This is a genomic window from Microbispora sp. H10836, from assembly GCF_012999525.1.
In the GTDB taxonomy this organism is placed as follows: domain Bacteria; phylum Actinomycetota; class Actinomycetes; order Streptosporangiales; family Streptosporangiaceae; genus Microbispora.
The window spans coordinates 305,512-330,196 of record NZ_JABBWU010000004.1 but is presented as its reverse complement, the minus strand read 5'-3'; the positions used below and the strand labels follow the sequence as shown (position 1 = coordinate 330,196).

22 protein-coding genes are annotated in these 24,685 nt (G+C 71.1%); 8 read left to right on the top strand and 14 right to left on the bottom strand.

Annotation, left to right across the window (positions count from 1 at the left end):
* Nucleotides 1-4: 4 nt before the first annotated feature.
* Nucleotides 5-682 carry a hypothetical protein gene (locus HHX30_RS11050; RefSeq protein WP_169981787.1) on the bottom strand — a complete coding sequence of 226 codons (678 nt, stop codon included), beginning with the start codon at nucleotides 680-682 and terminating at the stop codon, nucleotides 5-7.
* Between the two features lie 153 nt (nucleotides 683-835).
* Here HHX30_RS11050 and HHX30_RS43205 point away from each other — a divergent pair, with 153 nt between their 5' ends.
* Together HHX30_RS43205 and HHX30_RS11040 are read left to right on the top strand one after the other, a co-directional pair.
* Complete coding sequence (locus tag HHX30_RS43205) at nucleotides 836-2,821, top strand: histidine kinase (protein WP_169981786.1); 1,986 nt, start codon at nucleotides 836-838, stop codon at nucleotides 2,819-2,821.
* Between the two features lies 1 nt (nucleotide 2,822).
* On the top strand, nucleotides 2,823-3,482 hold the full coding sequence (locus HHX30_RS11040; RefSeq protein ID WP_169981785.1) for a response regulator transcription factor: 660 nt from the start codon (nucleotides 2,823-2,825) through the stop codon (nucleotides 3,480-3,482).
* 45 nt (nucleotides 3,483-3,527) lie between these two features.
* Here HHX30_RS11040 and HHX30_RS11035 read toward each other — a convergent pair whose 3' ends face one another.
* On the bottom strand, nucleotides 3,528-3,692 hold the full coding sequence (locus HHX30_RS11035) for a hypothetical protein (RefSeq protein WP_169981784.1): 165 nt from the start codon (nucleotides 3,690-3,692) through the stop codon (nucleotides 3,528-3,530).
* A 2-nt stretch (nucleotides 3,693-3,694) separates the two neighbouring features.
* The gene (locus HHX30_RS11030; protein ID WP_169981783.1) at nucleotides 3,695-4,903 is read right to left on the bottom strand and encodes a glycosyltransferase family 2 protein; all 1,209 of its coding nucleotides are present in this window, start codon (nucleotides 4,901-4,903) and stop codon (nucleotides 3,695-3,697) included.
* A gap of 164 nt (nucleotides 4,904-5,067) precedes the next feature.
* Between HHX30_RS11030 and HHX30_RS11025 the strand changes: the two genes are divergently transcribed.
* Entirely contained in the window at nucleotides 5,068-5,745 is a 678-nt protein-coding gene (locus tag HHX30_RS11025; RefSeq protein WP_169981782.1) for a class F sortase, read from the top strand.
* 48 nt (nucleotides 5,746-5,793) lie between these two features.
* Here HHX30_RS11025 and HHX30_RS11020 read toward each other — a convergent pair whose 3' ends face one another.
* The 4 genes from HHX30_RS11020 to HHX30_RS11005 form a co-directional block, all read right to left on the bottom strand.
* On the bottom strand, nucleotides 5,794-7,629 hold the full coding sequence (locus HHX30_RS11020) for an ABC transporter ATP-binding protein (protein ID WP_169981781.1): 1,836 nt from the start codon (nucleotides 7,627-7,629) through the stop codon (nucleotides 5,794-5,796).
* Nucleotides 7,630-7,631: 2 nt separating this feature from the next.
* Nucleotides 7,632-8,207, bottom strand: coding sequence for a hypothetical protein (locus HHX30_RS11015; RefSeq protein ID WP_169981780.1), 576 nt, complete (start codon nucleotides 8,205-8,207; stop codon nucleotides 7,632-7,634).
* A 52-nt stretch (nucleotides 8,208-8,259) separates the two neighbouring features.
* Nucleotides 8,260-8,790 (bottom strand): MauE/DoxX family redox-associated membrane protein, encoded by a 531-nt coding sequence (locus HHX30_RS11010; RefSeq protein WP_169981779.1) that lies wholly within the window; start codon nucleotides 8,788-8,790, stop codon nucleotides 8,260-8,262.
* A 273-nt stretch (nucleotides 8,791-9,063) separates the two neighbouring features.
* The gene (locus tag HHX30_RS11005; RefSeq protein ID WP_169981778.1) at nucleotides 9,064-9,300 is read right to left on the bottom strand and encodes a hypothetical protein; all 237 of its coding nucleotides are present in this window, start codon (nucleotides 9,298-9,300) and stop codon (nucleotides 9,064-9,066) included.
* A 270-nt stretch (nucleotides 9,301-9,570) separates the two neighbouring features.
* On the opposite strand from HHX30_RS11005, the gene HHX30_RS11000 reads away from it, so the two are divergent.
* Nucleotides 9,571-9,999 (top strand): SRPBCC family protein, encoded by a 429-nt coding sequence (locus HHX30_RS11000; RefSeq protein WP_169981777.1) that lies wholly within the window; start codon nucleotides 9,571-9,573, stop codon nucleotides 9,997-9,999.
* Between the two features lie 42 nt (nucleotides 10,000-10,041).
* On the opposite strand, the gene HHX30_RS10995 is transcribed toward HHX30_RS11000, so the two are convergent.
* The 5 genes from HHX30_RS10995 to HHX30_RS10975 all read right to left on the bottom strand — a co-directional run bounded on the left by HHX30_RS10995 (nucleotide 10,042) and on the right by HHX30_RS10975 (nucleotide 18,755).
* The gene (locus HHX30_RS10995) at nucleotides 10,042-11,988 is read right to left on the bottom strand and encodes an adenylyl cyclase (RefSeq protein ID WP_249349893.1); all 1,947 of its coding nucleotides are present in this window, start codon (nucleotides 11,986-11,988) and stop codon (nucleotides 10,042-10,044) included.
* 209 nt (nucleotides 11,989-12,197) lie between these two features.
* Entirely contained in the window at nucleotides 12,198-13,139 is a 942-nt protein-coding gene (locus HHX30_RS10990) for a pseudouridine-5'-phosphate glycosidase (RefSeq protein WP_169981776.1), read from the bottom strand.
* A 10-nt stretch (nucleotides 13,140-13,149) separates the two neighbouring features.
* Nucleotides 13,150-17,238, bottom strand: coding sequence for an amino acid adenylation domain-containing protein (locus tag HHX30_RS10985; protein ID WP_169981775.1), 4,089 nt, complete (start codon nucleotides 17,236-17,238; stop codon nucleotides 13,150-13,152).
* Nucleotides 17,239-17,382: 144 nt separating this feature from the next.
* A complete protein-coding gene (gene upp / locus HHX30_RS10980) occupies nucleotides 17,383-18,066 on the bottom strand; it encodes a uracil phosphoribosyltransferase (RefSeq protein WP_169981774.1) in 684 nt (227 codons plus the stop codon).
* Complete coding sequence (locus HHX30_RS10975; protein WP_169981773.1) at nucleotides 18,063-18,755, bottom strand: phosphoribosylanthranilate isomerase; 693 nt, start codon at nucleotides 18,753-18,755, stop codon at nucleotides 18,063-18,065. The genes upp and HHX30_RS10975 overlap by 4 nt, the downstream gene beginning before the upstream one ends.
* A 643-nt stretch (nucleotides 18,756-19,398) precedes the next feature.
* Between HHX30_RS10975 and HHX30_RS10970 the strand changes: the two genes are divergently transcribed.
* Nucleotides 19,399-20,589 carry an MFS transporter gene (locus HHX30_RS10970; protein ID WP_169981772.1) on the top strand — a complete coding sequence of 397 codons (1,191 nt, stop codon included), beginning with the start codon at nucleotides 19,399-19,401 and terminating at the stop codon, nucleotides 20,587-20,589.
* On the opposite strand, the gene HHX30_RS10965 is transcribed toward HHX30_RS10970, so the two are convergent.
* The gene (locus HHX30_RS10965; protein ID WP_169981771.1) at nucleotides 20,586-21,077 is read right to left on the bottom strand and encodes a MarR family winged helix-turn-helix transcriptional regulator; all 492 of its coding nucleotides are present in this window, start codon (nucleotides 21,075-21,077) and stop codon (nucleotides 20,586-20,588) included. The genes HHX30_RS10970 and HHX30_RS10965 overlap by 4 nt on opposite strands.
* Before the next feature lie 52 nt (nucleotides 21,078-21,129).
* Between HHX30_RS10965 and HHX30_RS10960 the strand changes: the two genes are divergently transcribed.
* From HHX30_RS10960 to HHX30_RS10950, 3 genes are all read left to right on the top strand, one after another.
* A complete protein-coding gene (locus HHX30_RS10960) occupies nucleotides 21,130-21,810 on the top strand; it encodes an NAD(P)-dependent oxidoreductase (protein WP_169981770.1) in 681 nt (226 codons plus the stop codon).
* Nucleotides 21,811-22,160: 350 nt separating this feature from the next.
* Entirely contained in the window at nucleotides 22,161-23,003 is an 843-nt protein-coding gene (locus tag HHX30_RS10955) for a hypothetical protein (RefSeq protein WP_169981769.1), read from the top strand.
* A gap of 36 nt (nucleotides 23,004-23,039) precedes the next feature.
* The gene (locus HHX30_RS10950) at nucleotides 23,040-23,666 is read left to right on the top strand and encodes a class I SAM-dependent methyltransferase (protein ID WP_169981768.1); all 627 of its coding nucleotides are present in this window, start codon (nucleotides 23,040-23,042) and stop codon (nucleotides 23,664-23,666) included.
* Between the two features lie 86 nt (nucleotides 23,667-23,752).
* Here HHX30_RS10950 and HHX30_RS10945 read toward each other — a convergent pair whose 3' ends face one another.
* A complete protein-coding gene (locus tag HHX30_RS10945) occupies nucleotides 23,753-24,673 on the bottom strand; it encodes an LLM class flavin-dependent oxidoreductase (protein ID WP_249349892.1) in 921 nt (306 codons plus the stop codon).
* Between the last annotated feature and the right edge of the window lie 12 nt (nucleotides 24,674-24,685).

The following is a 24,685-nucleotide window of genomic DNA, read 5'->3' as shown; positions in this document are numbered from 1 at the left end:
GGCCTCAGGTGAGGGCCGCCGGCGCCGGCTCGGCGTCGCTCACGGCCTCGCTCACGGCCTCGGGGCCCGCGAGGAGCCTGGCGGCCAGCGGCGCGGTGCCCGCGAGCTGGACCAGCGTGCCCACCACCGTGACGGCGAGGGAGAACTCCCCGCTGGACAGGACGAAACCCGCCACCAGGAGCGGAGCCGTCCAGCGCGGCAGCACGCCGGTGCGCAGGATCGCGGCTACCTGCGTGACCAGCCCGGCCACGGCCGAGGCCAGCATGGGCAGCATGATCCCGCCGAACCACGCCGAGCCCTGGTATCTCCCGTACGCCGCGACGGCCTCGGCGGCCACGCCGCCCTCCGGCGCCAGGCCCAGGACCACCGGCCGCATGCCGGAAACGATCAGGCCGAGCACCCCGGCCAGGGCGAGCAGCAGCCCGGAGATCGCCCCGGCCAGCGGCGCCCGGTCGCGCAGCACCCGCGCGACCGCCAGGCCGCCGGGGATGGAACACCCCACGAAGATCATGTAAAGCAGGGTGCCGAGGGCGTAGCCGTCCCGGTCGGCGGCCACCTGGGCGAGGTAGTCCGCCGCCTCGGTGCGGGGCAGGCCGACGGTGTCGACCAGATGCCAGACCACTCCGGCGATCGGGCCGGCGACGACCGCCGCGGCGAGCAGGTAGGGCTTGTTCGTTCTCATGATCGCGTTTCCTTCGTGCGTGGCGGCCCGTCCGCCGCATGCCGAAACACTGACGCGGCCCTGTCCCGGGCCGCCTGAGCCCACCGCCCCCTTCCGCGATAAGGACGATTTGTCCCATGCGGACGGGACACCAAATAACGGACAATTCACCTCGTGCATACGCGTACGGTGCTGATCGGGGACTCGGTCGCGGGAGCCGCCGCGGCGGCGACCCTGGCCGGGTTCGGGCTGCGGCTGCGGTCGCCGGCGGGGTTCGCCGACGACTACTGGCTGTGGATCTCGGTGACGGCCCTCGTGTACGGCCCGCCCGGCGCGTTCCTCATCCGGCGCGGCCGGGCCGTCCTGGGCGGGCTCTTTCTCGCGGTGAGCGTGAGCGCCGCGACCGGCGCTCTGACCGCGGAGTACGCCGCCGCGGCCCTGCCGCACTGGCCCGGCCACCTGACCGTGCTGTGGCTGTCGGCCTGGAGCTGGCTGCCCGCCTATGTGATCGTGGCGGCCGTCGTCCCCTACTGGCTGCCGTCCGGGGAACGGCCGTCGCGGGTGTTCCGCCCCCTGATGTACACCGGTTGCGCAGCCGTGGCGACGGGGTCGGCCGCCTGGGCGCTGCTGCCCTGGGAGCACGGCGACGACCCTGCGCTGGCCGAAAGCGGTTTGCTCAACCCTCTGGGAGTCGCGGGCGCCGAGGCGCTGCTGCCGGTCAGCCTGGCCCTGATCACCGTGGCGTCACTCGGTGGGCTCGCCTCCCTGGGCGTACGCCTGCGCCGGGCCGAGGGCGACGAGCGCGGCCGGCTGGCCTGGGTCCTCGCGGGAGTGGCCGGCACGCTGCTCCTGCTGGCCGCCGCCCAGGCGGTGCCGGCGCGCGGCTCGGGGGTGCTGCTGGCGGCGTCCGCCGTGCCGTTGCCGGTCTCCGTGGTGGCGGCGATCCAGCGATACCGGCTGTGGGACATGGAGACCGTGCTGCGCCGCGGCCTGGTCTGGGCGCTCATGTCGGCCGAGATCGCCCTCTGCTACACGGTGGTCGTCGCGTTGCTCGGGGACCTGCTGGGCCGTAGCCTCGGCGCTCCCCTCGTCGCCGCGGCCGTGGTGGCCATCAGCGTGGCTCCCGTCCACCGCCTGCTGCAGCGGGGCGTACGGCGGCTGCTGTACGGCGACGCGGCCGACCCGTACGACGCGCTGGGGCGGCTGGGAGCGACGCTGGAGACGGCGGCGGCCCCCGCCGAGGCACTGGAACGGCTGGCCGGGGACGTCGCCAGGATCCTGCGGGTGCCGGTCGTGTGGGTGCTGGTGCTCGACGGACCGGAGTCCCGCCACGGGGACGACGTCGGCGCCGACCCGGTGCGGGTGCCGCTGGTGCATGCCGGGGAGGCCGTGGGAGAGCTCGTGCTGACCCGGCCGCGCGCCGGTGAGTTCCGCCCCGCCGAGGCCCGGCTGCTGAACGTGCTGGCCCGGCAGGCGGGCGCGGCGGCGCACGCCGCCCGGCTCGCCGCGGATCTGGACCGGTCGCGGCGGGCGTTGGTCGCCGCGCGCGCCGAGGAACGCCGCCGGCTGCGCCGCGACCTCCACGACCATCTCGGGCCGAGCCTGTCGGCCGTACAGCTGCAACTGGAGACCATCCGCGACCTGGCGGCCGACGACCCGGACGGTGCGGGTGAGCTGGCCGACCGGTGCGCCGCGTGGCTGGCTGGCGCCGTGAGCGACGTCCGCAGGATCGTGGACGGCCTCGGCCCGTCCGCCCTCGACGACCTCGGCCTGGCCGAGGCGCTCCGCGCACAGGCGGCGGCCTTCGACCGCCCCGGCCTCACGGTCCGGCTGAACCTGCCCGCTCAGGGCCTGCCCCCGCTTCCGGCCGCCATCGAGGCGGCGGCTCTGCGCATCGTGGGCGAGGCGCTGGCCAACACCGCCCGGCACTCGCGTGCCGGGCGCTGCGACATCGACGTGGCGCTGGCTCCCGACGCACTGCACTTCACCGTAAGGGACGACGGCGTCGGCATGACCGGCTCCGCCCCGGGCTGGCGCGCAGGAGTCGGCCTGGAGTCGATGACCGAGGCCGCCGCCCAGCTTGACGGGAGATGCGAGATCCTTGCCCCGGCGGGCGGCGGCACCGAGATCAGCGTGCGGCTGCCGAGAGTCGAGGTGTGAGATGCGCGTGCTGATCGTGGACGACCACCCCATGTACCGCGAGGGGCTGATCGCGGCGCTGTCCGGCCGTCCCGACGTGACGGTCGTGGGCGAGGCGGGTGACGGGGCGGCCGCCGTCGACCTGGCGGTCCGGCTGGCGCCCGACGTCGTCCTGATGGATCTTCACATGCCGGTCATGAACGGCGTGGAGGCCACGGGGCGGTTGCGGGCGGAGCTTCCGGACGTGGCCGTCGTGGTGCTGACGATGCTGGAGTCCGACGAGTCGCTGGCGGCGGCCGTACGCGCGGGCGCGCGCGGCTACCTGCTCAAGGGGGCGGGCCGGGCCGAGATCCTGCGGGCGCTCGAGGCGTGCCGGGACGGCGGCGCCTACTTCGGCCGGAACGCCGCCCGGGCGCTCGCCGGGCTCGTCGGCGCCGAGTCCCGACGGCCCGTCGCCAACCCCGTCCTGCCCGAGCTCACCGAGCGCGAGGTCGAGATCCTCGACCTGATGGCGCGCGGGCTGTCGAACGCCGCGATCGCCTCCCGGCTCTATGTCTCGGACAAGACGGTCCGCAACTACGTGAGCACGGTGTACGGCAAGCTCGGCGTCGGCGACCGGGCCGCCGCGGTGGCCCGGGCCAGGGACGCCGGGCTCGGCGCCGGCCTGCCCGGCGGGCGCTGAGCCGGCGTTCGGCCGACCCAGCGCTCTACGGAGGGAGCGGGGTGGTCAGGCCCCGCGCTTCGGGATGATCCGCTTGACCGCCACGGCGGCCGACACCAGCGTGAACAGGCCCAGGGCGATCCAGAGCGCGTTCCAGCCCATGAACGGGGCGGTCAGCGCCGCACCGCCGAAGCCCGCTGCGACACCCCCGATGGGTGGGTTGTTGTACATGTTCACCATTTCCTTTCCCGACGCCATGCGGCGTCCCAGAAGGCTTTCGCCTGTGCTAACTGCAGGAAGACATCGAAGATCATTTCTACGAACAGCAGGGCGGCGACGGCCATCTGCCCGCCACCCCTGCTGCGTACGGTCACGATCCGCTCGACCATGAAGACGCCCGTGACCGCCAGCCAGAGCGGATGGAAGGTGAGCGTGCCCGTGACCGCGATCGACCAGGCCGTGGCGCCCAGGTACGCGAAGATCACAATGATCCCGACCAGCGACAGGAGCTGGCGGCCCCAGTAGGGCAACGTGACCCGCGTCCAGCCGTAGTCGGTGAGGTTCTCCAGCGCCCCCCGCTTCCACCGCAGCCGCTGCTTGAACAGGTCCCTCCAGGTCTCCATGACCTCGGTGGTGAGCGTGCACTCCGCGGGACACAGGATGCGGAACCGTAGGTGCAGCAGCGCCAGGGTGAGCTCGTTGTCCTCGGTCAGGACACGTACGTCGTACACCTGGTCGCGGCCGGGGAGACGGCCGCCGCGGCGGGCCCTGACGACCTCCTTGAGCGCGAGCGCGCGGAACAGCGTCGCCGTCCCGGTGAGCACCAGCGCCTTTCCGCGCAGCCGTCGCACGTCCCTGGCGTAGCGCGCGTACTCGTTGCGCTGGAACATGCCCACCAGCCCGCCGCCCGGCTTGCCGGTGAAGGTGCCTCCCACCGCGGCCAGTTCGCCGGTGGCCAGCCGGAGGACGGCATGGTGGATGAAACCGGGATCGAGCGCCGAGTCCGCGTCCATGACCAGCACGGCGTGCCGGGACCCCAGCTGCGGCAGCAGGACTTCGAGCACCTGGTTGAGGGCGCCCGCCTTCTTGTGGCGGTTGCCGATCGTCCTGATCACCTCGGCGCCGTGCGCGCGGGCGATGTCCTCGGTCCTGTCGGTGCAGTTGTCCGCGATCACGATGACGCGGTTGGGCCCGCGCCGCTGCGCGTGCAGCGACGTGATCGTCTCGGCGATCTGGGCTTCTTCGTTGTGCGCCGGGACCAGCACGGTGACGTGCATGCGCGAGGGGTCGACCTCCGGGAGGTCCCGTTTGCCGTCGGCGCCCTTCGCGGCCCGGTGCCGGCCCGTACGGGCCTCCGCGAGGTCGCCCGGATGGACCGGTGTGAAGGCATGTCCGCGGTGTCCGGCGTCAGGCGCGTGGCCGCGCCCGGCCTCCGGCGGCATGGGCAGAGTTTCTGACAGAACCACTTGAAACCCGTCCAGCTCCCAGCAAACCGCCGCATCGTGGTAACTACTTCCTAGAGGTTACACGCGTGACGAAAGTGACTGGTTTACATCAACGCGACATACGATGTGCGCGGAGATTTCAGGGTGGGAACGGTGATGAAATGGGCAGGGCCGTTGTCGCCGTCCTTCTGGGCCTGGCCGCGGCCGCCGTCGGCGTCACGGTCGCCGTCACGGTCGCAGCAGGGCCCTCCGGCGACCGTCAGGCGGCGCCGCCCGCGCCGCCCGTGAGCGTCTCCACCCCGCGGGCGCAGCCGAAGGCCACGGCGCGCGCGCTGCCGTCGTCACCGCCGGTCAGGCTGGAGATCCCGAAGATCGGCGTGCGGACCACGCTGATGACGCTGGGCAAGAACCCGGACGGGACACTGGAGGTCCCGCCCCTCGACAGGGTCGACGAGGCCGGCTGGTACCGGCTCGGCCCGTCGCCGGGCTCCCCCGGTCCCGCGGTCATCGCCGGCCACGTCGACTCGAAAGAGGGGCCCGGTGTCTTCTTCCGCCTCGGCGACCTGCGTCCGGGCGACACGGTGAGGATCTCCAGGAAAGACCGCACCCAGGCGGTCTTCGAGGTGGACTCCCTGGAGCGGGTGCCGAAGGACCGCTTCCCCACCCGCAAGGTCTACGGGATGGTCAAGTTCCCCGGCCTGCGCCTGATCACGTGTGGCGGGGACTTCGACGCCGCCAGTGGGCACTACCGCGACAACGTCGTCGTCTACGCCCATCTCGTCGCCGTGCACCGCCCGAAGGACGGCGCCCTCTCCCGTCGGTCGGCCGCGGGGGGATGACGCGACACCGGCCACGAGCGGCACAAGGGCGGGAGCGAGCGGTGCCGGTCACCCGTGGACCTTCTCGGGCAGGGAATCCAGGAAGCCTTCGGCCTGCATCGAGAACAGGCCGGCGTAGATGCCGCCGCGTGCCGTGAGCTCCTCGTGGGTTCCCCGCTCGACGACGGCTCCTTCGTCCAGCACCACCAGCAGGTCGGCCTCGCGCACGGTGTTGAGCCGATGCGAGATCAGGACGTTGGTACGGCCCGCCCGGTGCCGCCGCAACCTGCGATGGATCTCGTACTCGGCCTCGGCGTCCAGGCCGGAGCTGGGCTCGTCGAGGATCATCAGGTCACGTCCCGCCCGCAGATGCGCACGGGCCAGGGCGAGTCGTTGCCACTGGCCGCCCGACAGGGTCACGCCGAGGGCGCCACCGGTGTCCCCGGCGCTGTCCCCGGGGGTGTCGTCCTCCTGGAAGAAGACCCTGGACAGGAGCGTGTCGTAGGAGCGGGGCAGACGGCTGACGAACTCGTGGGCTCCGGCGCCGTCGGCCGCGGCGGTGACGCGCTCGCGGTCGCGCAGGTGCTCCAGGTCGCCCAGGCCGATGTTCTCGGCGGCTGTCAGGTCGTACTCCATGTAGTCCTGGAAGACCGCGCCGATGCGGGCGCGCAGGTCGGCGGGGTCGAGGTCGCGCAGGTCCACCCCGTCCCACAGGATCGCGCCGCGCTCCGGGTCGTACATCCGGCACAGCAGCTTGATCAGGGTGCTCTTGCCCGCGCCGTTGCGGCCGACCACGCCCACCGTGTGCCCGTACGGGATGGTCAGGTCGACGCCGCGCAACACCCACGGATGGTCGGGCGAGTAGCGGAACCACACGTCGCGGAAGACGATCCCGCGCGCCAGGGGTGCTATCGCCCGGGGCGGCCGGGCGACGGGCAGGTCCGGCCCGGCGGCGACGACCCGCAGATAGTGGTCGAACAGCAGGAGCTGCCGGTGACACTGGGCGATGATGTGCACCAGCGACACGCCCGCGCTCTGCACGCCGGCCACCGAGGCGACCAGCAGGGAGATGTCACCGATGCCGATCCGGCCGCCGGCGGCGGCCAGCACGGCCCACAGCAGCGTCCCGCTCGCCACCATCGTCCCGCCGAGGCCGATCAGGCCCTGAGCGCCGACCTGCCGGTGGTCCATGCGGCGGTTCTCCGCGTTGGCCAGGCGCCGCTGTTCGGTCATGCGGCGGCGCAGGTACGCGCCGATGCCGAACAGCCGGATCTCCTTGGCCGCCTGGGTGCTGGTCAGCAGATCGCGGAAGAACATCTCCCGGCGTTCGATGGGACTCAGCCGCCACGACAGCGCGGCACGTCTGCGGGCGAGCCACATCTCGACGAACAGCACCGGCAGAACCGAGGCCAGGATCAGCATCGGCATCCAGGGCGAGATCACCAGCAGTGATCCCAGGAAGCCCAGCCCGGTGACGACGGAACCGACGAGCGACAGCACGGCGGAGACGACCACACCCGGAGTGGTGCCGCCGTGCTGAAGGGCCATCCGCATGCGATTGAGGAACGCGGGATCCTCGAACCGGGCCAGGCCCACGAACCGCTCGGTCGCGGCGAACAGGCGTTCCTGGGCCAGGAGCCCGACGCGCCGCTCGGTCTCCTGCGAGGCGTACGCGGTGACGTGCGGAATCAGGCCGGTCACCAGGCCCGCGGCGGCGAGTCCCAGGCCTTTCCCGAGCACCGCGCCGGGCCCGGCCCCGGCGGTGATCTCGTCCAGCACCAGCTTGGTCAGCCAGGCCGTCACGACCGGCGCCGGCGCGGTCAGCAGCGTGAGCGTAACGCACACCGCGGTGAACAGCGGGCTGGCCTCCCAGCTCAACCGCAGCGCAATGAGGATCTTCCGCATCGTCAGACCTTCTCCAGCGCGGCCGTCACGTTGTGCATCAGCGTGCCGGATGCCCGGACCACTCCGCCGGGTTCGACGATCCCTACGGCGGGATAGCCCTTGACCCCCAGCGACGCGCACAGCGGCCCGCCGTGGAGGCCCTCCACCACGACGGTGGCCACCGGCTCCAGCCGCGCGAGCTTCTCGGCGACGCCGTCGGTGCCGACCACGAGAGCCAGCACCCGCTCCCTGCCTCCCGGGAAGGTCTCGGCGAACCGGACGAACTCCGGCAGGCGCTCCTCACACGCCCCGCATCCCACGGAGAACGCGGCCACCAGCGCCGGGCCGCCGGCGAAGAAGTCCTCGCCGACCGGCCTGCCGTCCACCGTGGTGGTGCTGAACGCACCCAGCCGCTCTCCCGACTCGCGCATGACGGGACCGAACCCACCCGGAGACGAATGTCCGTCCGATGCGGGGCCGGGCTGGGACAGCAGCGCGCCGAGGGCACGCAGCCGCCGGGCCATCCCCACGGTGAAGACGAGGTTCAGCACGCACACCAGGACGGCGGCGCAGACGAGCGCCACCACGATATTCGACACGACAACCCCTAACTACGACGGTGACGGCGCCGCCGGCACCCGCGGCGGCGGTTCAGGTGAGCGGCCGGAACAGCTCGGCGACGTCGTCGGTGAGCAGAACCAGGCCGGCCCCGGTCAGAGCGGCGACCACCGCGGCCACGACACCGGCCGGTTCGAGCGCCGCGGGCGTGCCGCCTGCGGCGAGCACCACCCCGGCCAGCGAGGCGGTCAGCAGCGCCGTGTTCCTGATGATCTGGGCCGGTCCCACCGGCGCGGAGGAGGTGCCGAAGCAGTTGCAGGCCACCTGCCTGCGGGCGCGCACGGCCGCGACGATCGCGGCGGTGAACGCCGCCAGCAGGACCACGGCGAGCGCGAACCCGGCCGCCACCGTGGCCGGAACGGCGAGCAGCACGACCGCGGCCAGTTCACCGGCGACGACCGCGGAAGACACGAGGGACCGCAGCCTCGGCGGCACCCGTGGCGCCAGCTCGCCGGCGGCCCGGCGGAAGGCGGCGTACGCGTCCCGGCCGCGTATCTTGCCCGCCGCCGAGACCAGGAAGACCACGCCGATCAGAAACCGGCAGCCGACCAGGACGTACTCCATGGCAACCCCTACTCTCGGGAGGGGGTGCCGCGGCTCTACGCCAGCCGCGGCACCCCCGATCGTCCCCTTCACGAGGTCCGGGTGACCGGTCGGGCCCGGATCACCCGGAGACCTAGGGAGTGTCTGACAAATGCTGCCCGTCGCGAGCGTGGATCCAGGTGGATGCATCGCAAGGCGGAGGAGGAGCCGATAACAGCGTTATCGGCGACGACGACAACGCAGCGAGGCGCCGCCTGGGCCACGCGTAGCAGGGCTTGATTTGTCAGACACGACCTAGCAGTTCGGCAGGAAGGGCGGGCAGACGGGCGGCGGGCAGGGGCCCGAGCTGGGGGAGCCGTACGTGCCCGGCCCGTAGGGACCATTGCTGTAGTTGCAGGTCGTCTGCTGCGGGTAGTGGCAGGGCTCGGTCTGGACCACGCTCGCCTTGCCGTCGCAGACCCGGATGAGCTGCCTGCCCGTCTGGTAGCTGGGGCAGTTGTAGATCGGCTCCCAGCGCTCAGTACATGCCAACGGTTCGACCTTCCTTCTCGTGACGGCTCCCCTCGGCGGGGAGCACGTGAGTGCGACACGGCCAAACCTAGGGACGCCGCGCATGGAGACGGCATGGCCGCGACATCACCTGGCGCGGGTCTTCGATCGGATTGCGGGGCCGGACATATGTGCGGTTACGTATCGCCATGCCGATCAACCGCGGCACCCACGTCGACGACCCGCACCACCGATGGCTCGGCCCGGCGCCGGGCGGGACTCATCCCCAGCGGGCGAAGGAGTACAGCTGACATGCGGTTCGAAACGGGCGTCGACATCGACGCCTCCGCGGAGCGGGTCTGGCAGGTCATGACGGACGTCGTCAGGTGGCCCGAGTTCACGCCCACCATGACCACGGTGGAGCACCTCGGGGACGGTCCGCTGGGCCTCGGCGTCCGCGTACGGATCAAGCAGCCGGGGCTTCCCCCGATGGTCTGGCAGGTGACGGAGTTCGCCGAAGGCCGGTCCTTCGCCTGGCAGGCGGCCGGCGGGGGCGTGACCACGCTCGCGACGCACGTGCTCACGCCCCGGGACGGCGGGGTGTCGGTCCTGCTCGGGATCGCCCAGTCCGGACCGCTGGCGCCGCTGATCGGCCTGCTGGTCGGCGGCCGCACCCGCAGGTACGTGCGCACGGAGGCGGAGAGCCTCAAGCGGCGCTGCGAGTCCGGCGACGACCGGTGAAAGGGAGAATGGGCCGGAGTCGCGGGGACTCCGGCCCACCGGCTACCGGGCGGGGTAGTCCGCGATGTACTGCGGCACCCCGACCTTGGTCGTGTCGGCCGCGTCGCCGACGCCGTTGACGACGTGGTCGATCGTCCCGGCGCTGAGGTTGACCGTCATGATGTGGTGCAACTTCACGCCCGGGGTCCGCGGGACCTCGAAGCCGTTCTCGGTGTGGATCTGCGGGTTGTTCTGGTTGAAGACGTACACGCCCGCGCCGTAGAGGTTGTGCCTCTTCACCCGGTCGCCGACCTTGTAGCCGGCGTAGCCCTCGACCTTGCCGTTCATCCAGTCGGCCTGCGTGGGCGGGTCGTACGGCAGCTCGTTCTGGTAGAGGATCGTCGTGCCGTCCTCGCCGTTCCAGACCGTGTTGTAGCGCTGGAAGTGCTCGACGAACAGGCCGGTCGCCGTCACGCGGTCGCCGTTGATGACGGCGCCGTACCGGCCGATGTTGGTGTTCCAGCGCTGCGTGTCGGTGAAGCCCTCGACGCCGTGGTCGGCGCGCCACACCCAGGTGTGGTCGATGAGCACGTTGTCGCTGTTGACCTCGAGAGCGGTCTCGGTCTTGCCGACGTGCGGGCCGCCGACCCGGAAGTACACGTCGGACAGGGTCGTCGGGTCGTCCGCCGACGTCCGGTGGCCGCCGTGCTCGCTGCCGACCCGCACGCCGTGCTCCTTGCCCACCCGCAGCAGGACCGGGGACTTCTGCGTGCCCGCGTCGACGGTGACCCCGGCCACGACCACGCCGGGGACGTCGGCGACCTCGATCGGAACCGCACCGCGTACGGCGGTGAGCGTGGCGTGCCCGATGCCGAGGACCACCGTGCCGGGCCGCTTGATCTCGATGCTCCGCGCGATGTCGTACACGCCCGGCGTGAGCAGCAGGTTCTTGCCGCGCGCGAGCTGGCTGTTGATGGCCTGCACGGAGTCGGACGGCTTCGCGACGAAGAAGTCGGACAACGGCACCGTACGGCCCGGCGTCATGCCGCCGGCCCACGAGACGCCGCGCGTGTTCTTCCTGGCGTCCGGCACGCGGACGCCGAACCCGCCCTGCGCGTCGGTGAACAGGTAGGGCTTCTCCCGGCTGACGGGGGTGTTCTCGATCGTGGTGTAGGGCGGGTCCGGGAAGCCGGACTCGTCCGGCGCGCCGACGACGCCCGAGAAGACCTGGTTCCACACGGCGTTGGACCACCCGGCGACCTCGGTGTTGCGGGTCAGCCACTGCTGCTGGGAGCCGTTCGTGACGGACGGCAGCCGGGAGTCGGCGATGAAGCCGCCGCTGGCGTACTGCGGGCCGGCGGTGCAGTAGTCCATCAGCGACAGGGTGCCGCCGGTGACGTTGAGGCGGCGCATGGAGACCGCCTGGGAGACGGCCCAGAAGTTCGCCGACTGGCGGCAGCCGTCCTGGCCCGCCGCGTTGACGTTGATGGAAAGGTTCGACAGCGTGCGCCAGAAGTTGACGAGCGCGAGGCAGTTGCCGGTGCCGTTGTTCTCCAGGCAGCGGTTGTAGACCTCGACCTTGCCGTTGATGACGACGTCGGTGGGCGAGGCGCCCAGACCGGCGATCTCCGTGTAGTAGCCGACCTTGATCTGGAGGGGGCGCTCGGCGGTGCCGTACGTGCCGGGCTTGAAGAGGTAGGCGTGGCGCTCGGTGCCCATCTCGTTGTCGACCTGGGCGGTGTGCGCCGCGTCCAGGGTCGCCTGGATCTGGTCGACGGGCATGCTCGGGTCGAAGACGGTGACGTTCGGGCCGAGGTCGACGGCTCCCGGGTTTCCGTGGTCGCCGTGGTTGCCGTGGTCTCCATGGGCCGGTGCGGCGGTGGCGGCCGTCGCTCCCGCCGTCATGACGGCGGTCGTCAGCACGAGACCGGCCGTGAACGCCCGGCCGATCATCCGGCGGCCGGGGCGCCGCCTGGTGGGACTCCCGGTTCCAGGAGTCTGGGTCGTCATACGGGTCGTCCTTTCCGCTGCGTACGCAGCGAGAGAGCGCTCTCTCCGCGGGCCCGACTTACATCAAGCCCTGAAAAATGTGTGGGACGTTTCTATCGCGCGAACCGGCTCCGGCGCTATGCCCCGAGCGCCATTGATTTCCGGTTCGCCCGGCCCGGCACAGCGGACCGCCCCGGGGCCTTCGTGGCTCCGGGGCGGTGCGCAGCGGATCAGGCGGCCTCCCGCAGATACCGCGCGTGGGCCGCGGCCAGCCGGCCGCCGACCTCGGCCGTGCTGACGAGCACGGACATGTTCGCCCTGGACGACCGGCCCTCGGTGGCCGCGTCCACGGCGCGCATGAGGTACTTCGTGATCGCGTTGCCGCGGACGCCGTCCCGCTCGGCCGCGGCCATCGCGCCGGCGATGGCGGCGTCCACCTCGGACGCGTCGATCGCGTCCTCCTCCCGCACCGGTGTGGTGATCAGGAAGGAGCTGTGGTTGCCCAGCGCCCAGTGGTTCTCCACCGCCCGCGCGATCACCCGCTCGTCGTCCAGCCGCTGCGGGCTGCGGATGCCGCTGGACACGCAGTAGAACGCGGGGAAGTCGTCCGACCGGTACGACACCACCGGCACGCAGTGGGTCTCCAGAAACTCCATGGTCAGGCCCAGGTCGAGGATGCTCTTGGCCCCCGCGCAGACGACCGCCACCTTCGACCGGGTGAACTGGATCAGGTCGGAGGAGACGTCCATCGTCTTCTCCGCGCCCCGGTGCACGCCGCCGATGCCGGCCGACGAGAAGAACGGGATGCCGGCCAGTTCGGCCGCCACCACCGAGCTGGCCACCGTCAGCGCGCCGAGCCCGCCCTGGGCGAGGATCACCGGCAGGTCCCGGCTGCTGACCTTGGGGATGCCGGGGGTCGAGGCGAACCGCTCGACGTCCTCGTCCGTCATGCCGACCCTGAACCGGCCGCCCTCGACGCAGATCGTGGCCGGGACCGCACCCCCGGCGCGGACCGCGTCCTCGACCTTCCGCGCGGTGGCGGCGTTGTCCGGATAGGGCAGGCCGTGGGTGATGACGTTCGACTCCAGCGCCACCACCGGCCGGCCCTCGGCGAGGGCGTCCGCGACCTCCTCGCTGTAGACCAGCGGGACGCGGCCGTGCTCCCTAGTCATCGTCGGCCCCTCAGTTCGTCGCGGCCGGGCCGTAGTTCGGCAGCTTGTTCAGTTTGTGCTTCTGGTTGAGGATCTCCGGGATGTAGACCTTCTCGTCCCACAGCTCCTGCGCGACCGGCTCCAGGATGATCGACACCGAGCCCTCCTCGCATCCGAAGGCGCTCGTCATCGCCTTGGTCACGGCCGCGACCAGGTCGGAGTGCTGCTGCTCGGTGAGGGGGACGGGGAAGTGCTTGATGCTGACGTGCGGCATGATGATCTCCTTACGGTGGGTCCCGAGACGATCCCCGATGGCTCCGGCCAGCTCGTCGATGTCCGGTTCCTTGAGCAGGCCGTAGTGATCGGCTTCCAGATCGACGACGACCGGGGGCGTCGCCGAATAGCCGCTGCTGTTCTCCAGGAACGAGTAGTCGTCGCCCCTGGCCTTGAAGATGGTGATCGGCGCGTCGATCCGCCGCCGGGCCAGCTCGCGGAAGGTGTAACTGAACTCGAAGGTCTCGCCCACCACCCGCATGATCCGGCGCACCAGGTCGATGTCCAGGTCGGGGAAGTTGCGGTGGACGAAGGCCGCGAAGCTCTCCTCGTCCACGGCCTCGGCCAGGCACCGCTCCAGCAGCGGCCCGGTGATCGTGCCCGCGAAGACCGAGAACAGGATCGTCACGTACGCCTCGTTGCCGAAGCCGGCCTCGCGCTCGTGCCCGGCCGCGGCCGCCGAGCGGACCTTCGGCGAGCCCGGCGCGATCAGGAACAGGTGCTCCACCCGCTCGCCGGCCTGCTCCAGCTGGTAGGCGGCCTCGAACGCGACGCGCGCGCCGAAGGAGTATCCCCACAGCGTGTACGGCCCGGACGGCTGCACCCGCCGGATCGCCTTGACGTCCTCGGCCGCCATCTCGCCGATGGTCGCGTACGGGACCTCCTCGGGGTTGATCCCGTACGCCTGGACGCCGTAGAAGGGCCGGGCGGCGCCCATCCTGGCGGCCAGCGTGCGCAGGTTCATCGTGTACCCGCCGAGGCCGGGCCAGCAGTAGACCGGCCGGCCCGCGCCCTCCCGCTGCAGCGGCACCAGCCGGGAGCACGCCTCGGAGTCGCGTCCGTCGACCCGGCGGGCGAGCTTCTCGATCGTGGGGCACTCGAACAGCACCTGGAGGGGCAGCGAGCCGCAGAACTCCCGGTTGATCTTGTTGATCAGCCCGACGGCGATGAGCGAGTTCCCGCCGGAGGCGAAGAAGTCGTCCTCCACCGAGACGGTCTCCCGCTTCATCGCCTTCTTCCACAGTTCGGCGATCCGGCGTTCGGTGACGGTCCGCGGCGCGACGTACGGCCGGTCGTCGTTGTCCACGTTCGTCGCGCCGGACGCGGCCAGCGCCTTGACGTCGATCTTCCCGTTCGCCGTGAACGGGAGCCGGTCCAGCACGACGACCTTGTTCGGGATCATGTAGTCCGGCAGGAAGTTGATCAGGTCGTCCCTGATCATCTCCGCCGGTCCCTTCATGTGGACCAGGTCCTCCTTCATCCCCTCGCTCAACCGCTGTTCGTCGCTCACGCGCCCGCCGATGAAGAAGTAGGACGGGCCCGTGGGCCGGCCGAGCGAGCGCAGGATGCCGTCGATCCGGCGCGCCGAGGGCAGGTCGTCGCCGGACTTCGAGCTGTATCCGGACGACATGAACCCGATGTTGACGTCGTTCATCGACAGGTGCTGCAGCGTGCGGCCCAGGTCGATGTAGCGCAGCCAGTCCTCGTCGTTCCTGCTGACCACCGAGACGCCGATGGAGGCCCGGTCGTAGACCTGCTGGTTGATCGCGATGACCTGCTTCTTGAGGATGAGCTCGTCCGAGATCAGGCGCAGCCGCCCGTTCTCGTAGGCGTACTGGCCGGCCCGCAGGTCGGGGACCCTGCCGGGATGCGCCTGGACGTAGAGGTCGACCTCGTCCGGGCGCGGCCCCGCGTACGGGACCAGCTCGAACGTGCCGAGGTAGTGGTCCTCGTCGGCGCAGTCCAGGTGGTCCTTCGTGGCCGGCGCGTACTCGAGGGCTCTGATGTCCAGGCCGTGCCCGGGCAGCACCTCCTCGAACAGGCCGACCATGTGGCCGGTCTCGATCTCCAGGACCTCGCGGATGTTGTTCTTGTAGACCGGTTCTATCGCCCGCTTCTTACCGATGAAGTGCACCTTCACCCGAGGCTCCGGCCCCCCGGCGGCCGGCCCGATCAGCACGAGCCGGTGGTGCACCGGGTGGTGGTAGTAGTAGCCCGGCCGGAGGCCGTCCATCCCGGTGATCTCGAGGTACATCTGGGTCGCGTACAACGCCCCGGGCGAGGCGTACGCGTACTTCGGCAGCAGGCGCTCCTCGCTGATGTGCTGGCCGAAGTGCCGCAGGATCTCGCCGAGCTCCGCCAGGCCGAGGGTGTCCAGGCCGCGGGAGTCCGCGCCCTCGGCCCGCCTGGCCAGCAGTTTCAGGATGTCGCCCCGGCCGACCTCGCCGCCCTCGTAGAACCGGTAGGTCTTGCGGGCGAACGCCAGCGCGCGTTGCCGCGCGGTCGCCTGCCTGCCCGGCAGGTCGACGACCGGCCTGCCGTCGAGCTCCGCGGCGTCCCGGACTCCGGGATTGGACAGCTGCGCCCTGACCTGGAGCCTGCTCGCCTTGGACTGGTGGTGCGCGCCGTGGTTGCCCTGGTCCATCAGCGCCGCTTCCTTGGGATTCAGCTCGACGCAGGCGATCAGGTTCTGGAATCCGGTGCGCGGGTCGTCCTTGACGATGACCGCGGCGTGCTTGACCCAGTCGTGGGTCTCGATCGCCAGCTTGATCTCGTCCAGCTCGACCCGGAACCCCCGCAGCTTGATCTGGTTGTCCGCGCGGCCGACGAACTGGACGGTGCCGTCGGCGTTCCAGTACGCGAGGTCGCCGGTCCTGAACAACCGGCCCTCGCCGAACGGGTTGTCCACGAACCGCTCCGCGGTCAGCTCGGGCCGGTGCAGGTAGCCGCGGGCGACCTGGACGCCGCCGATGAACAGCTCGCCGATCTCTCCGACGGCCACCGGAGATCCGCCGAGGTCGAGGATGTGGTAGCCGGTGTGGTCGACCGGCGCGCCGATCGAGATCGCGTGCGGGCCCTCGCCGACGGCCGCCGGGTCCACGGTGTACGCCGAGGAGTTGATCGTGCATTCGGTGGGGCCGTACAGGTTGACCAGCTCGCACCCCGGCAGGGTGTCGAAGAAGCTCGTCGCCAGCGTCTTGGACAGGACCTCGCCGCCGGTGAAGACCTGCGTCAGCGACGTGCAGCCGTGCAGCTCCTCGGTGTCCACGAGCGCCGTCAGCAGCGTCGGGACGCACTGCAGCGTGGTGACGTCGTGCGTCCTGATGACGTCGATCAGCCGCTCGGCGTCCCGGTAGACCCCCGGCGGGCCAACGACGACCACCGAGCCGCAGACCGGCGCGAGGATCTCCCACTGCGCCGCGTCGAAGCTCATCGGCGTCTTCTGCAGGACGATCTTGTCGTGGCCGATCCCGTAGCCGGCCCGCAGCCACCGCATCTGGCTGACGATGCTGCGGTGCTCGATCATCACCCCCTTCGGCTTGCCGGTGCTGCCGGAGGTGTAGATGACGTACGCGAGGTTGCCCGGCCGCAGGCCCGGGTGACGGTCGCCCTCGGGCGAGCCCGCGGACCGCGCCGCGTCCTTCAGGGTGACGATCCTCGTCCCGGCGGGCGCCAGCTCGGTCAGCCTGGCCGCGAGCTCGTCCTGCGTGACGACGACCCGCACGCCGGCGTCCTCGATCATGTAGCGGAGGCGCTCTTCCGGGTATTCGGGGGACAGCGGGAGGTAGGCGCCGCCGGCCCGCAGGATGCCCCACACCCCGACCATCAGGTCGATCGACGGCTCGACGAACAGCCCCACACATTCGTCGAGGTCCACGCCGAGCTCCCGCAGGTGCCCGCCGAGGGCCGCGCCGCCCTCCGCGAGCTCGCGGAAGGTCAGCCGCAGGTCTCCGCAGACGACCGCCGTGTCGTCCGGGCGCGTCCGGGCCTGTGCGTCGAGCAGATCGGGAAGACAGACGTCCTCAGGTGATTCCCGCCTCGCCTCAGTGACTGGAGTGGTGGTCATTTCCTCCCCCTGCGATGAGCGGACAAGAGTTGGTGGGAAGCCGCGGCCCTCGGCGCCGTCGCCGCCACGGCCGCGTCCGGCGCGGCCGTGGGCCGGATGACCGGCAGCGCGACGCCGGCCGCGCCGATCACGCGGCGCCGGCGTTCATCGTGTGATGTCCGTGCCGAAGTACCGGTCGCCGAAATCGCCGATGCCGGGGATCATGTAGGCGTTCTCGTTCAGCCGTTCCTCGATGGCCGAGGTCACGATCCGCAGGTTCGGGTGGCGCGCGTGGACCGCGTCGATGCCCTCCGGCGCCGCCAGCAGGGTGACGAAAACGATGTCGTCCACCGCGACCCCGTGGCCGAGCAGCACCTCGATGGCGGCCAGCGCGGTCCCGCCGGTGGCCAGCATCGGGTCCAGCAGCAGCACGCTCCGCCGGTCGATGTCCGCGGGCAGCGCGGAGTAGTACAGCCGCGGCAGCTTCGTCACCTTGTCCCGCTGGATCAGGATCTTGCCGATCCGCACTCCCGGCGACATCGCCCGCAGCTCGTGCTCCATGCTCTCCCCGGCGCGCAGGACGGACACCCCGCAGATCCGCGTGGCCGGTCGCAGGCCGTGGTAGGTGCGCCCCACCGGGGTCTGCACGTCGAACGGCTCGTACGGCAGGAGGTCCAGGGCCGTCTCGACGAGCTGGCGGATGATCCGGCCCGACGTGGTGACGAAGCGCTCCGGGTCGGCGTGCCGGTCCCGGATGATCGTGTGCAGCGCCCGGAGCTGCCTGGTCTGCGGCAGCAGGTGCACGGTGTCGAGCGCCGGCCCGGTCGTGGTCGCAGTCGTGATCGTCATGCCTTCTCACCCGCCTGCAGCTCGGCGAAGGCCCTGCGGGCCTCGTCGACGAACTTGCGCACCTTCAGCCGGTCCTTCCGGCGGGTGACCGGGTCCTCCAGGCCGGTGTGCGCGTCGACGGCGGCCGGGCGTACCTCGGCGATCGCGGCGGCGACGTTGTCCGGGTTCAGCCCACCGGCGAGCATCAGCGGCTTGGGCGAGATCCGGACCAGTTCCGCGCTGATCGACCAGTCGTGCAGCAGACCGGTGGCGCCCTTGGCACCGGTGGCCGGGTTGAAGGTGTCGGTGATGAACATGTCGACCCACTCGGCCGCCTCGTCCACGATCGTGGCCAGTTCGTCGAGGTTGTCCTGCTTGACCACGAGGCTCTTGAGCACGTACAGGTCGGGGGCGATGCGCCGCAGCTTCCGCAGTTCCTCGCCCGTCACGTCGCCGTGCAGCTGGATCGCGGTGACGCCGAGCTCCGCGCAGAAGGTCTTGATCTCCTCGGCGTCGGTCAGGTAGGTGATCACGACACCCCTGTGCTCCGGCTGGATCTCCTTGACGATCGCCGCGGCGTCCGCTTCGGACAGGTCCTCGTTCTTCGCCGGCAGCCGCAGGGCGAAGCCGAGCCAGTCCGCGCCTTCCTCGCGGATCAGGTCCGCCTCGGCCTGGTCGATGACACCGGCCACCTGAATAAGTCCCTGCATGTTGACCCGCCTTTCGAACCGGCCTTAGCGGCCTCGGTCGGAAACGAATTGCAATCGGCCACGAACGATGGCATTGAGCTGCCCGCGACAGTTCGGCCTTTCGCGCTGGAATTAGCAGCGGCGCGAATACTCTGGCCTGGCGAGGCGTATTCAGAATTGGCTGCGGCGCACTTTTCCCACAACCCCTAGCAGCCCCACAAGCATGTCAGGACAATCCGGGACACCTGCGGACTTTTCGGGTGCCCCAGAGCCGGGCGATAAAAATACGGCGGGCAACCCCTTTCGACCCCTATCGGAGGACGGCCCGCCCCGAATCGTGAACGACTCTCGTTGACCCGGCGGAAAACGCCGAACTAGCCTCCGTTTCGGAGTGCCTTGAGCACGCGCGAGAAACGGCGGTGGTGAGAATGCACCACGGACAATCACTTTCCCCGGATCATCCGCCGGCGCGGCTCCCCGCCCTCCGGCGCGCGATCGCCGGATCGCACGCCCGCCCATGCCGCCGGGGCGCTGTCACCGGCCCCTCTGGTCAATCGCTTAGCGCTAAGCTAATGTCTCTTAGTACTAAGCGAAGTTGCCCAGCCGACGCACGAACGTCCGCTCTCCCCTGCCCGGACCGGGCCACGCGCACAGGAGGAACCAGATGACCGTCATCGAGTCCGTCTCCGCCGAAGCCGGCAGACCGGATCGCGTGCCCATCAAGAACTGGCTCGCGGTGATCGCCGTCGCGCTGGGGACCTTCCTGGTGGTGACCGTCGAGAACCTGCCCATGGGCCTGCTCACGGCCATCGGCGGCGGCCTGAACGTCACCGACGGCGAAGTCGGTCTCATGGTGACCGTGTCCGGCCTGGTCGCCGCCGTCACCGCCCCGCTGCTGCCCGTGGCGATCCGGGGGCTGGACCGGCGGGTGGTCCTGCTCGGCCTGATCCTGCTGGCACTGGTGGCCAACGTCGTGTCCGCGCTCACCCCCTCGTACGCCGTGCTCATGGTGGCGCGGCTGTTCGTGGGCGTCAGCATCGGCGGGTTCTGGGCGCTCGCCGCGGGCCTCGGCGTCCGCCTGGTCCCCGGGGCGCACGTCGCCAGGGCCACCTCACTGATCTTCTTCGGCGCCATGGCCGCCAACGTCCTCGGCGTCCCCGCGGGCACGTTCGTCGGCGAGCTCACCGGCTGGCGCGTCGCGTTCGGCGCGGTCGCCGTGGTCGCGCTCCTGCTGGTGATCGCGCTGGCCGTGCTGCTGCCGCGGATGCCGGCGACCGAGCCGGTCCGGCTGCGCACACTGGGCGAGCAGCTGCGCACGCCCGCCGTCCGGGTCGGCGTCATCGCCACGTTCCTGCTGGTGTCCGGGCACTACGGCGCCTTCACGTTCGTCAGCCCGATCCTGCAGGACGTCTCCGGAGTGGACGCGACGTTCGTCGGCCCGCTGCTGCTGGCGTACGGCGTGGCCGGGATGATCGGCAATTTCATCGCCGGCTCGTGGGCGGGCCGCAACGTCCGCGGCACGATCGTCGCGGTCAGCGTCGCGCTCGCGGTCATCCTGGCGGCGTTCCCGTTCCTCGGCGGCAACGCCGTCACCGGGTCGATCCTGTTGATCGCCTGGGGGTTCGCGTTCGGCGGCCTCCCGGTGAGCGTGCAGACCTGGATCATCAAGGCGGCGCCGCAGGGCATCGAGGCCGCCACCGGGCTCAACACCTGCATGTTCAACCTGGCGATCGCGCTGGGGGCGCTGTTCGCCAGCCTCATCGTCGGGGCGGTCGCCGTGACCGGCGTGCTGTGGGTCGCGGCGGGGCTCGTGATCCTGACGTCGCTGGTGGTGTCCGGCGCCAGGCGGGTCTAGGAGGCCCGCTCGTCGCCCAGTGACGTCAGCAGTTGCCTGAGGGTCTCGGCCAGGTTCTCCCGCTGGGCGGGGGTGAGCCCGGCGAGCAGGCGCCGTTCGGTGTCCACGTGGTCGGGCAGGGCGCGGTCGATGAGCTCGCGGCCCGCCTCGGTCAGATCGACGTGGACACCGCGGCCGTCGACGTCGCTGGGCGTCCGGGTCACCAGGCCCCGCGCCTCCAGCCGGTCGAGGCGCTGCGTGACCGCCCCGGAAGTGATCATGGCTGAGCGCATCAGCTCGGCCGGGGCCTGCCGGCCGCCACGGCGGAGGGTGGCCAGGACGTCGAACGACGAGGGGTCCAGGTCGTGCTCGGCGAACGTGCGGCGCAGCTCGTTGTTGACGAGCTGGGTCAGCCGCGACAGCCGGCCGAAGACCGCCATCGGAGACACGTCCAGGTCGGGGCGGGCATGGGCCCACTGCTGGAGAACGTGGTCCACATGATCGGGCACATCGCAAGGTTACCGCCACGGCAACCACCCGGATCGAGAGGGAGTAACAGGCATGCGCATCACGGTGTTCGGGGCGACGGGGAACGTGGGCAGGCGTGTGGTCGCCGAGGCCGTGTCCCGCCGGCACGAGGTGACTGCCGTGGCCCGGACCGCGGTGCGGCTCGCCGGGCTGCCCGACAGGGTGCACGGCGGGGTGCACGGCGGGGTGCACGGCGGGGTGCACGGCGGGGTGCACGTGCGGGCCGGCGACGCGACCGACGTGGACGACGTCGTCGCGTCGATCGCCGGGCAGGACCTGGTGATCACAGCGACCTGCCCGGCCCCCGGCCACGAGGGCGAGCTGGTCTCGGCCGCCACCACGCTGCTCGCGGCGTGCGCCAAGACCGGCGTGCGCCTGCTGCTCGTCGGCGGCGCGGGCAGCCTGACCGTCGAGGGCGGCGGCCGTCTGATGGACCGGCCGGGCTATCCGTCCTTCCTGCTGCCCATCGCGTCGGCCTGCGTCGCCCAGCTGGCGGCCTGCCGGGCCGACACCACCGCGGACTGGGCCTACCTGAGCCCGGCCGACCTCCTCGTCCCCGGCGCCCGGACCGGCCGGTACCGCGTGGGCGCCGACGAACTCCTCGTCGACGCCGACGGCGAGTCCCGCATCTCCATGGAGGACCTCGCGGTGGCGCTGCTGGACGAGGCCGAACGGCCGCGCCACCACCGGACCCGTTTCACCGTGGCGTACTGAACGCGAGAGAAGGCACCGCGAGACGGGCTCATCCCGATTCGTCCCCGCGTTCCGGACCCCGCGCTCCATGGTCTGCCGCATCGCGACCTGCGCCATGGTCTCCGCGGCATCAGCCGGAATCGCCGGGTCGGTCAGAAACGACCGGGACCCCTTCGCGAATTCGACGAATCCCTTGATCTGGCATCCGTCGTCGGCTCCTGAAGTAGGGGCAGGGAAACGGCTCTCCGTACATTTCACCGGCGCGCGGGGTGTGAAGCTCGCCGTGAATCGAAGCCCTGCCGATATCGAGATCGATTCGTGATTCGGAGGCGACAGGCTTTCCGAGCGTGCTTTTCAGCCAAGGGAGAGATATGAAGCGTCTCGCGGTCGCCGGTTTTGTGCTCGGTATGCTCACGGCGCTGTCCGCCGGCGCCGCTCACGCCGATTCGCCCACTCGGCCGGTTGAGGCGCTCAGACAGCAGTTCGCGGCCGGACGTGGAGTGCTGGTTTCGGAGACGGCCCGGGTGACTTCCAGCAGTTCCAGACAGACCTACGTCACCCGCACCACCGGCTCGATCGGATTCGGCAAATCCGGCGTAACCGGCTATGACCTCACCTCCAGGCTGGAAATCACCCCTGCGCTCGAAGCCACTGTCCCCCGCGAGCACCTGGAAGACCTGCGCGCCCCGCTCCGCGCGGTCAACGTGGGGTCCGACACCTATGTCCAGGGTTTCGGGTGGGGTCCGATGCCCGCGGGAAAGACCTGGACCAGATTCGACGGGAACACCGCGAGCTGGGGAAATTATGGCCAGCGCGGAAATCAGGTCGTCGACGTGCTCAGCCCAGCGAGGCTCAAGTTCGTGATCTCGAAGGCGGTGGTCCGCCGCCCGGGCGAATATCGCGGCATCCTTAGGACGCAGGACCTGTACACGGAGCAGGGTCCCATGAATCCGGACAGGCTCAAGGTCTCGTTCAGACTGTACGTCGGCCCGGACGGACTGCCGGTTCGCCTGGTGACGCGGTGGGCGGAGAAGGATTACGAGTTCTCCCGCGACGACGAATGGGTCAGCACCGTTTACACCAACGTCGTGGACACGCGGTATCACCACTGGGGCGCGAAGGTGAGGGTCACGGCGCCTCCGGCATCCCGCGTCGTCGTCTTCGACGACCTCCCCGCGAACCAGCCGAATCACAACGTCGTCAGGATTCCGTGATTCATTCGCGAAGTTTCCGTTGGGTAGGGTCGATCCATGCGGCCTACCACGGACGCCGACGTACGGCGGGTGTTCGACCGGATGGCGGATCGGTACGACAGCCAGATGCTGGCCCAGGAGCGCCGTCTTTTCCCGGGCAGCCGGGAATGGGCCGTAGGGCAGGCGCGCGGTCACGTCGTGGAGATCGCGGTCGGCACCGGGCTCAACCTCCCGCTGTACGACGCCGGCACCACGGTCGTCGGGATCGAACTGTCCGAGCGCATGCTGGAGCTCGCGCGGCGGCGGGCGGCGCGGGCCGGCCTCGGTGAGCGGGTGCGACTGCGGCAGGGCGACGTGCAGCGCCTCGACCTGGCCGACGGCGTCGCCGACACCGTGGTGTCCACGTTCACGATGTGCACGATCCCGGATCCGGCGGCCGCGGCGCGCGAGGCCCACCGGGTGCTCAGGCCCGGCGGGCGGTTCGTGCTGGCCGAACACGGGCCGTCGAGCAACCGGGTCATCCGGGCCGGGATGCGGCTGGCCGAACCGCTGTTCGTGCGGTTCGCGGCCGACTACCTCACCCGCGATCCCCGGCCGTTCCTGGAACAGGCCGGTTTCGAACTCGAGTCGGTGACGCGGACGACGCGCGGGATCGGCTTCCGGGTGCTGGCCGTCCGGCCGTGACCCGCGCGTCTCCGTGACCCGTGCGGCTCCGGGCCCCGTCCGCGTACGGTCCGCCGACCGGCGGACGCGGGGCCCGGATCGCGCGCTCAGCGGGCGAGGTTGTCCCGCACGCGGGGCACGACGTCCTCGGCGAAGCGCTTGACCTGGTCGGCCGACTGCTCCTCGGGCCAGAAGACGAAGGCGCCGAAGGGCTGCTCCGTGCCGAGGCGGGTCAGCTCGGTTACCCACGTGTCGGCGTCGGCGCGCAGCGGCTCGGCGCCGGTGCGCAGGAGCGGGGTTGTGCCCGGCCGCCCGCCCGCCGTGACCACTCCCGGGATCTGGGCGATGCGCAGGATCGAGCGGGGGTCGCGTCCGTGCTCCTCCGCCTCCCGGTCGACGATCTCGTTGCACGACGGCCAGCGCTCGTACGGCAGGTAGGAGGGGATCGGCGCCGCCCAGCCGTCGGCGATCCGCGCGGTCTGCGCCAGGCTGCGCGGCCCCTGGGCGCCGAGCCAGATCCGTACGGGTGACGGTCCGGGGTCGGCGCCCTGGATGCCGGAGACGTCGTAGTACTTGCCGTGGAAGGTCACGCTCCGGCCCGGGCGCCACAGGCCCCGGATGATCGTGACCGCCTCCTCCAGGGCGTGCAGCGCCTCGGCCGGGGAGCGCCGCGGCACGCCCATCGCCGCGATGGCGTCCCAGTAGCCGCCGGCGCCGAGGCCGAGCTCGAATCGGCCGCCCGAGAGCAGGTTGAGCGCGGCGGCGGTGCGGGCCATCATGGCCGGCGGGCGCAGCGGCAGGTTCGCGACGTCCGGGAACAACCGGATCCGCTCGGTGTGCGCGAGCAGGTCACCGATCAGCGCGAAGGCGTCCAGCAGCTGCGCCGCGTACGGGTGGTCCTGCACGCCGGCGAGGTCGAGGCCGTGGCGCTCGGCGGTGACCGTGAGCTCCCGGACGAGCGCCACGTCGGGCGTGGGCGTCACGGAGACGCCGAACATCGGCTGAGGCGGCTGAGTCGTCTGCGACAAGGTCTACTCCCG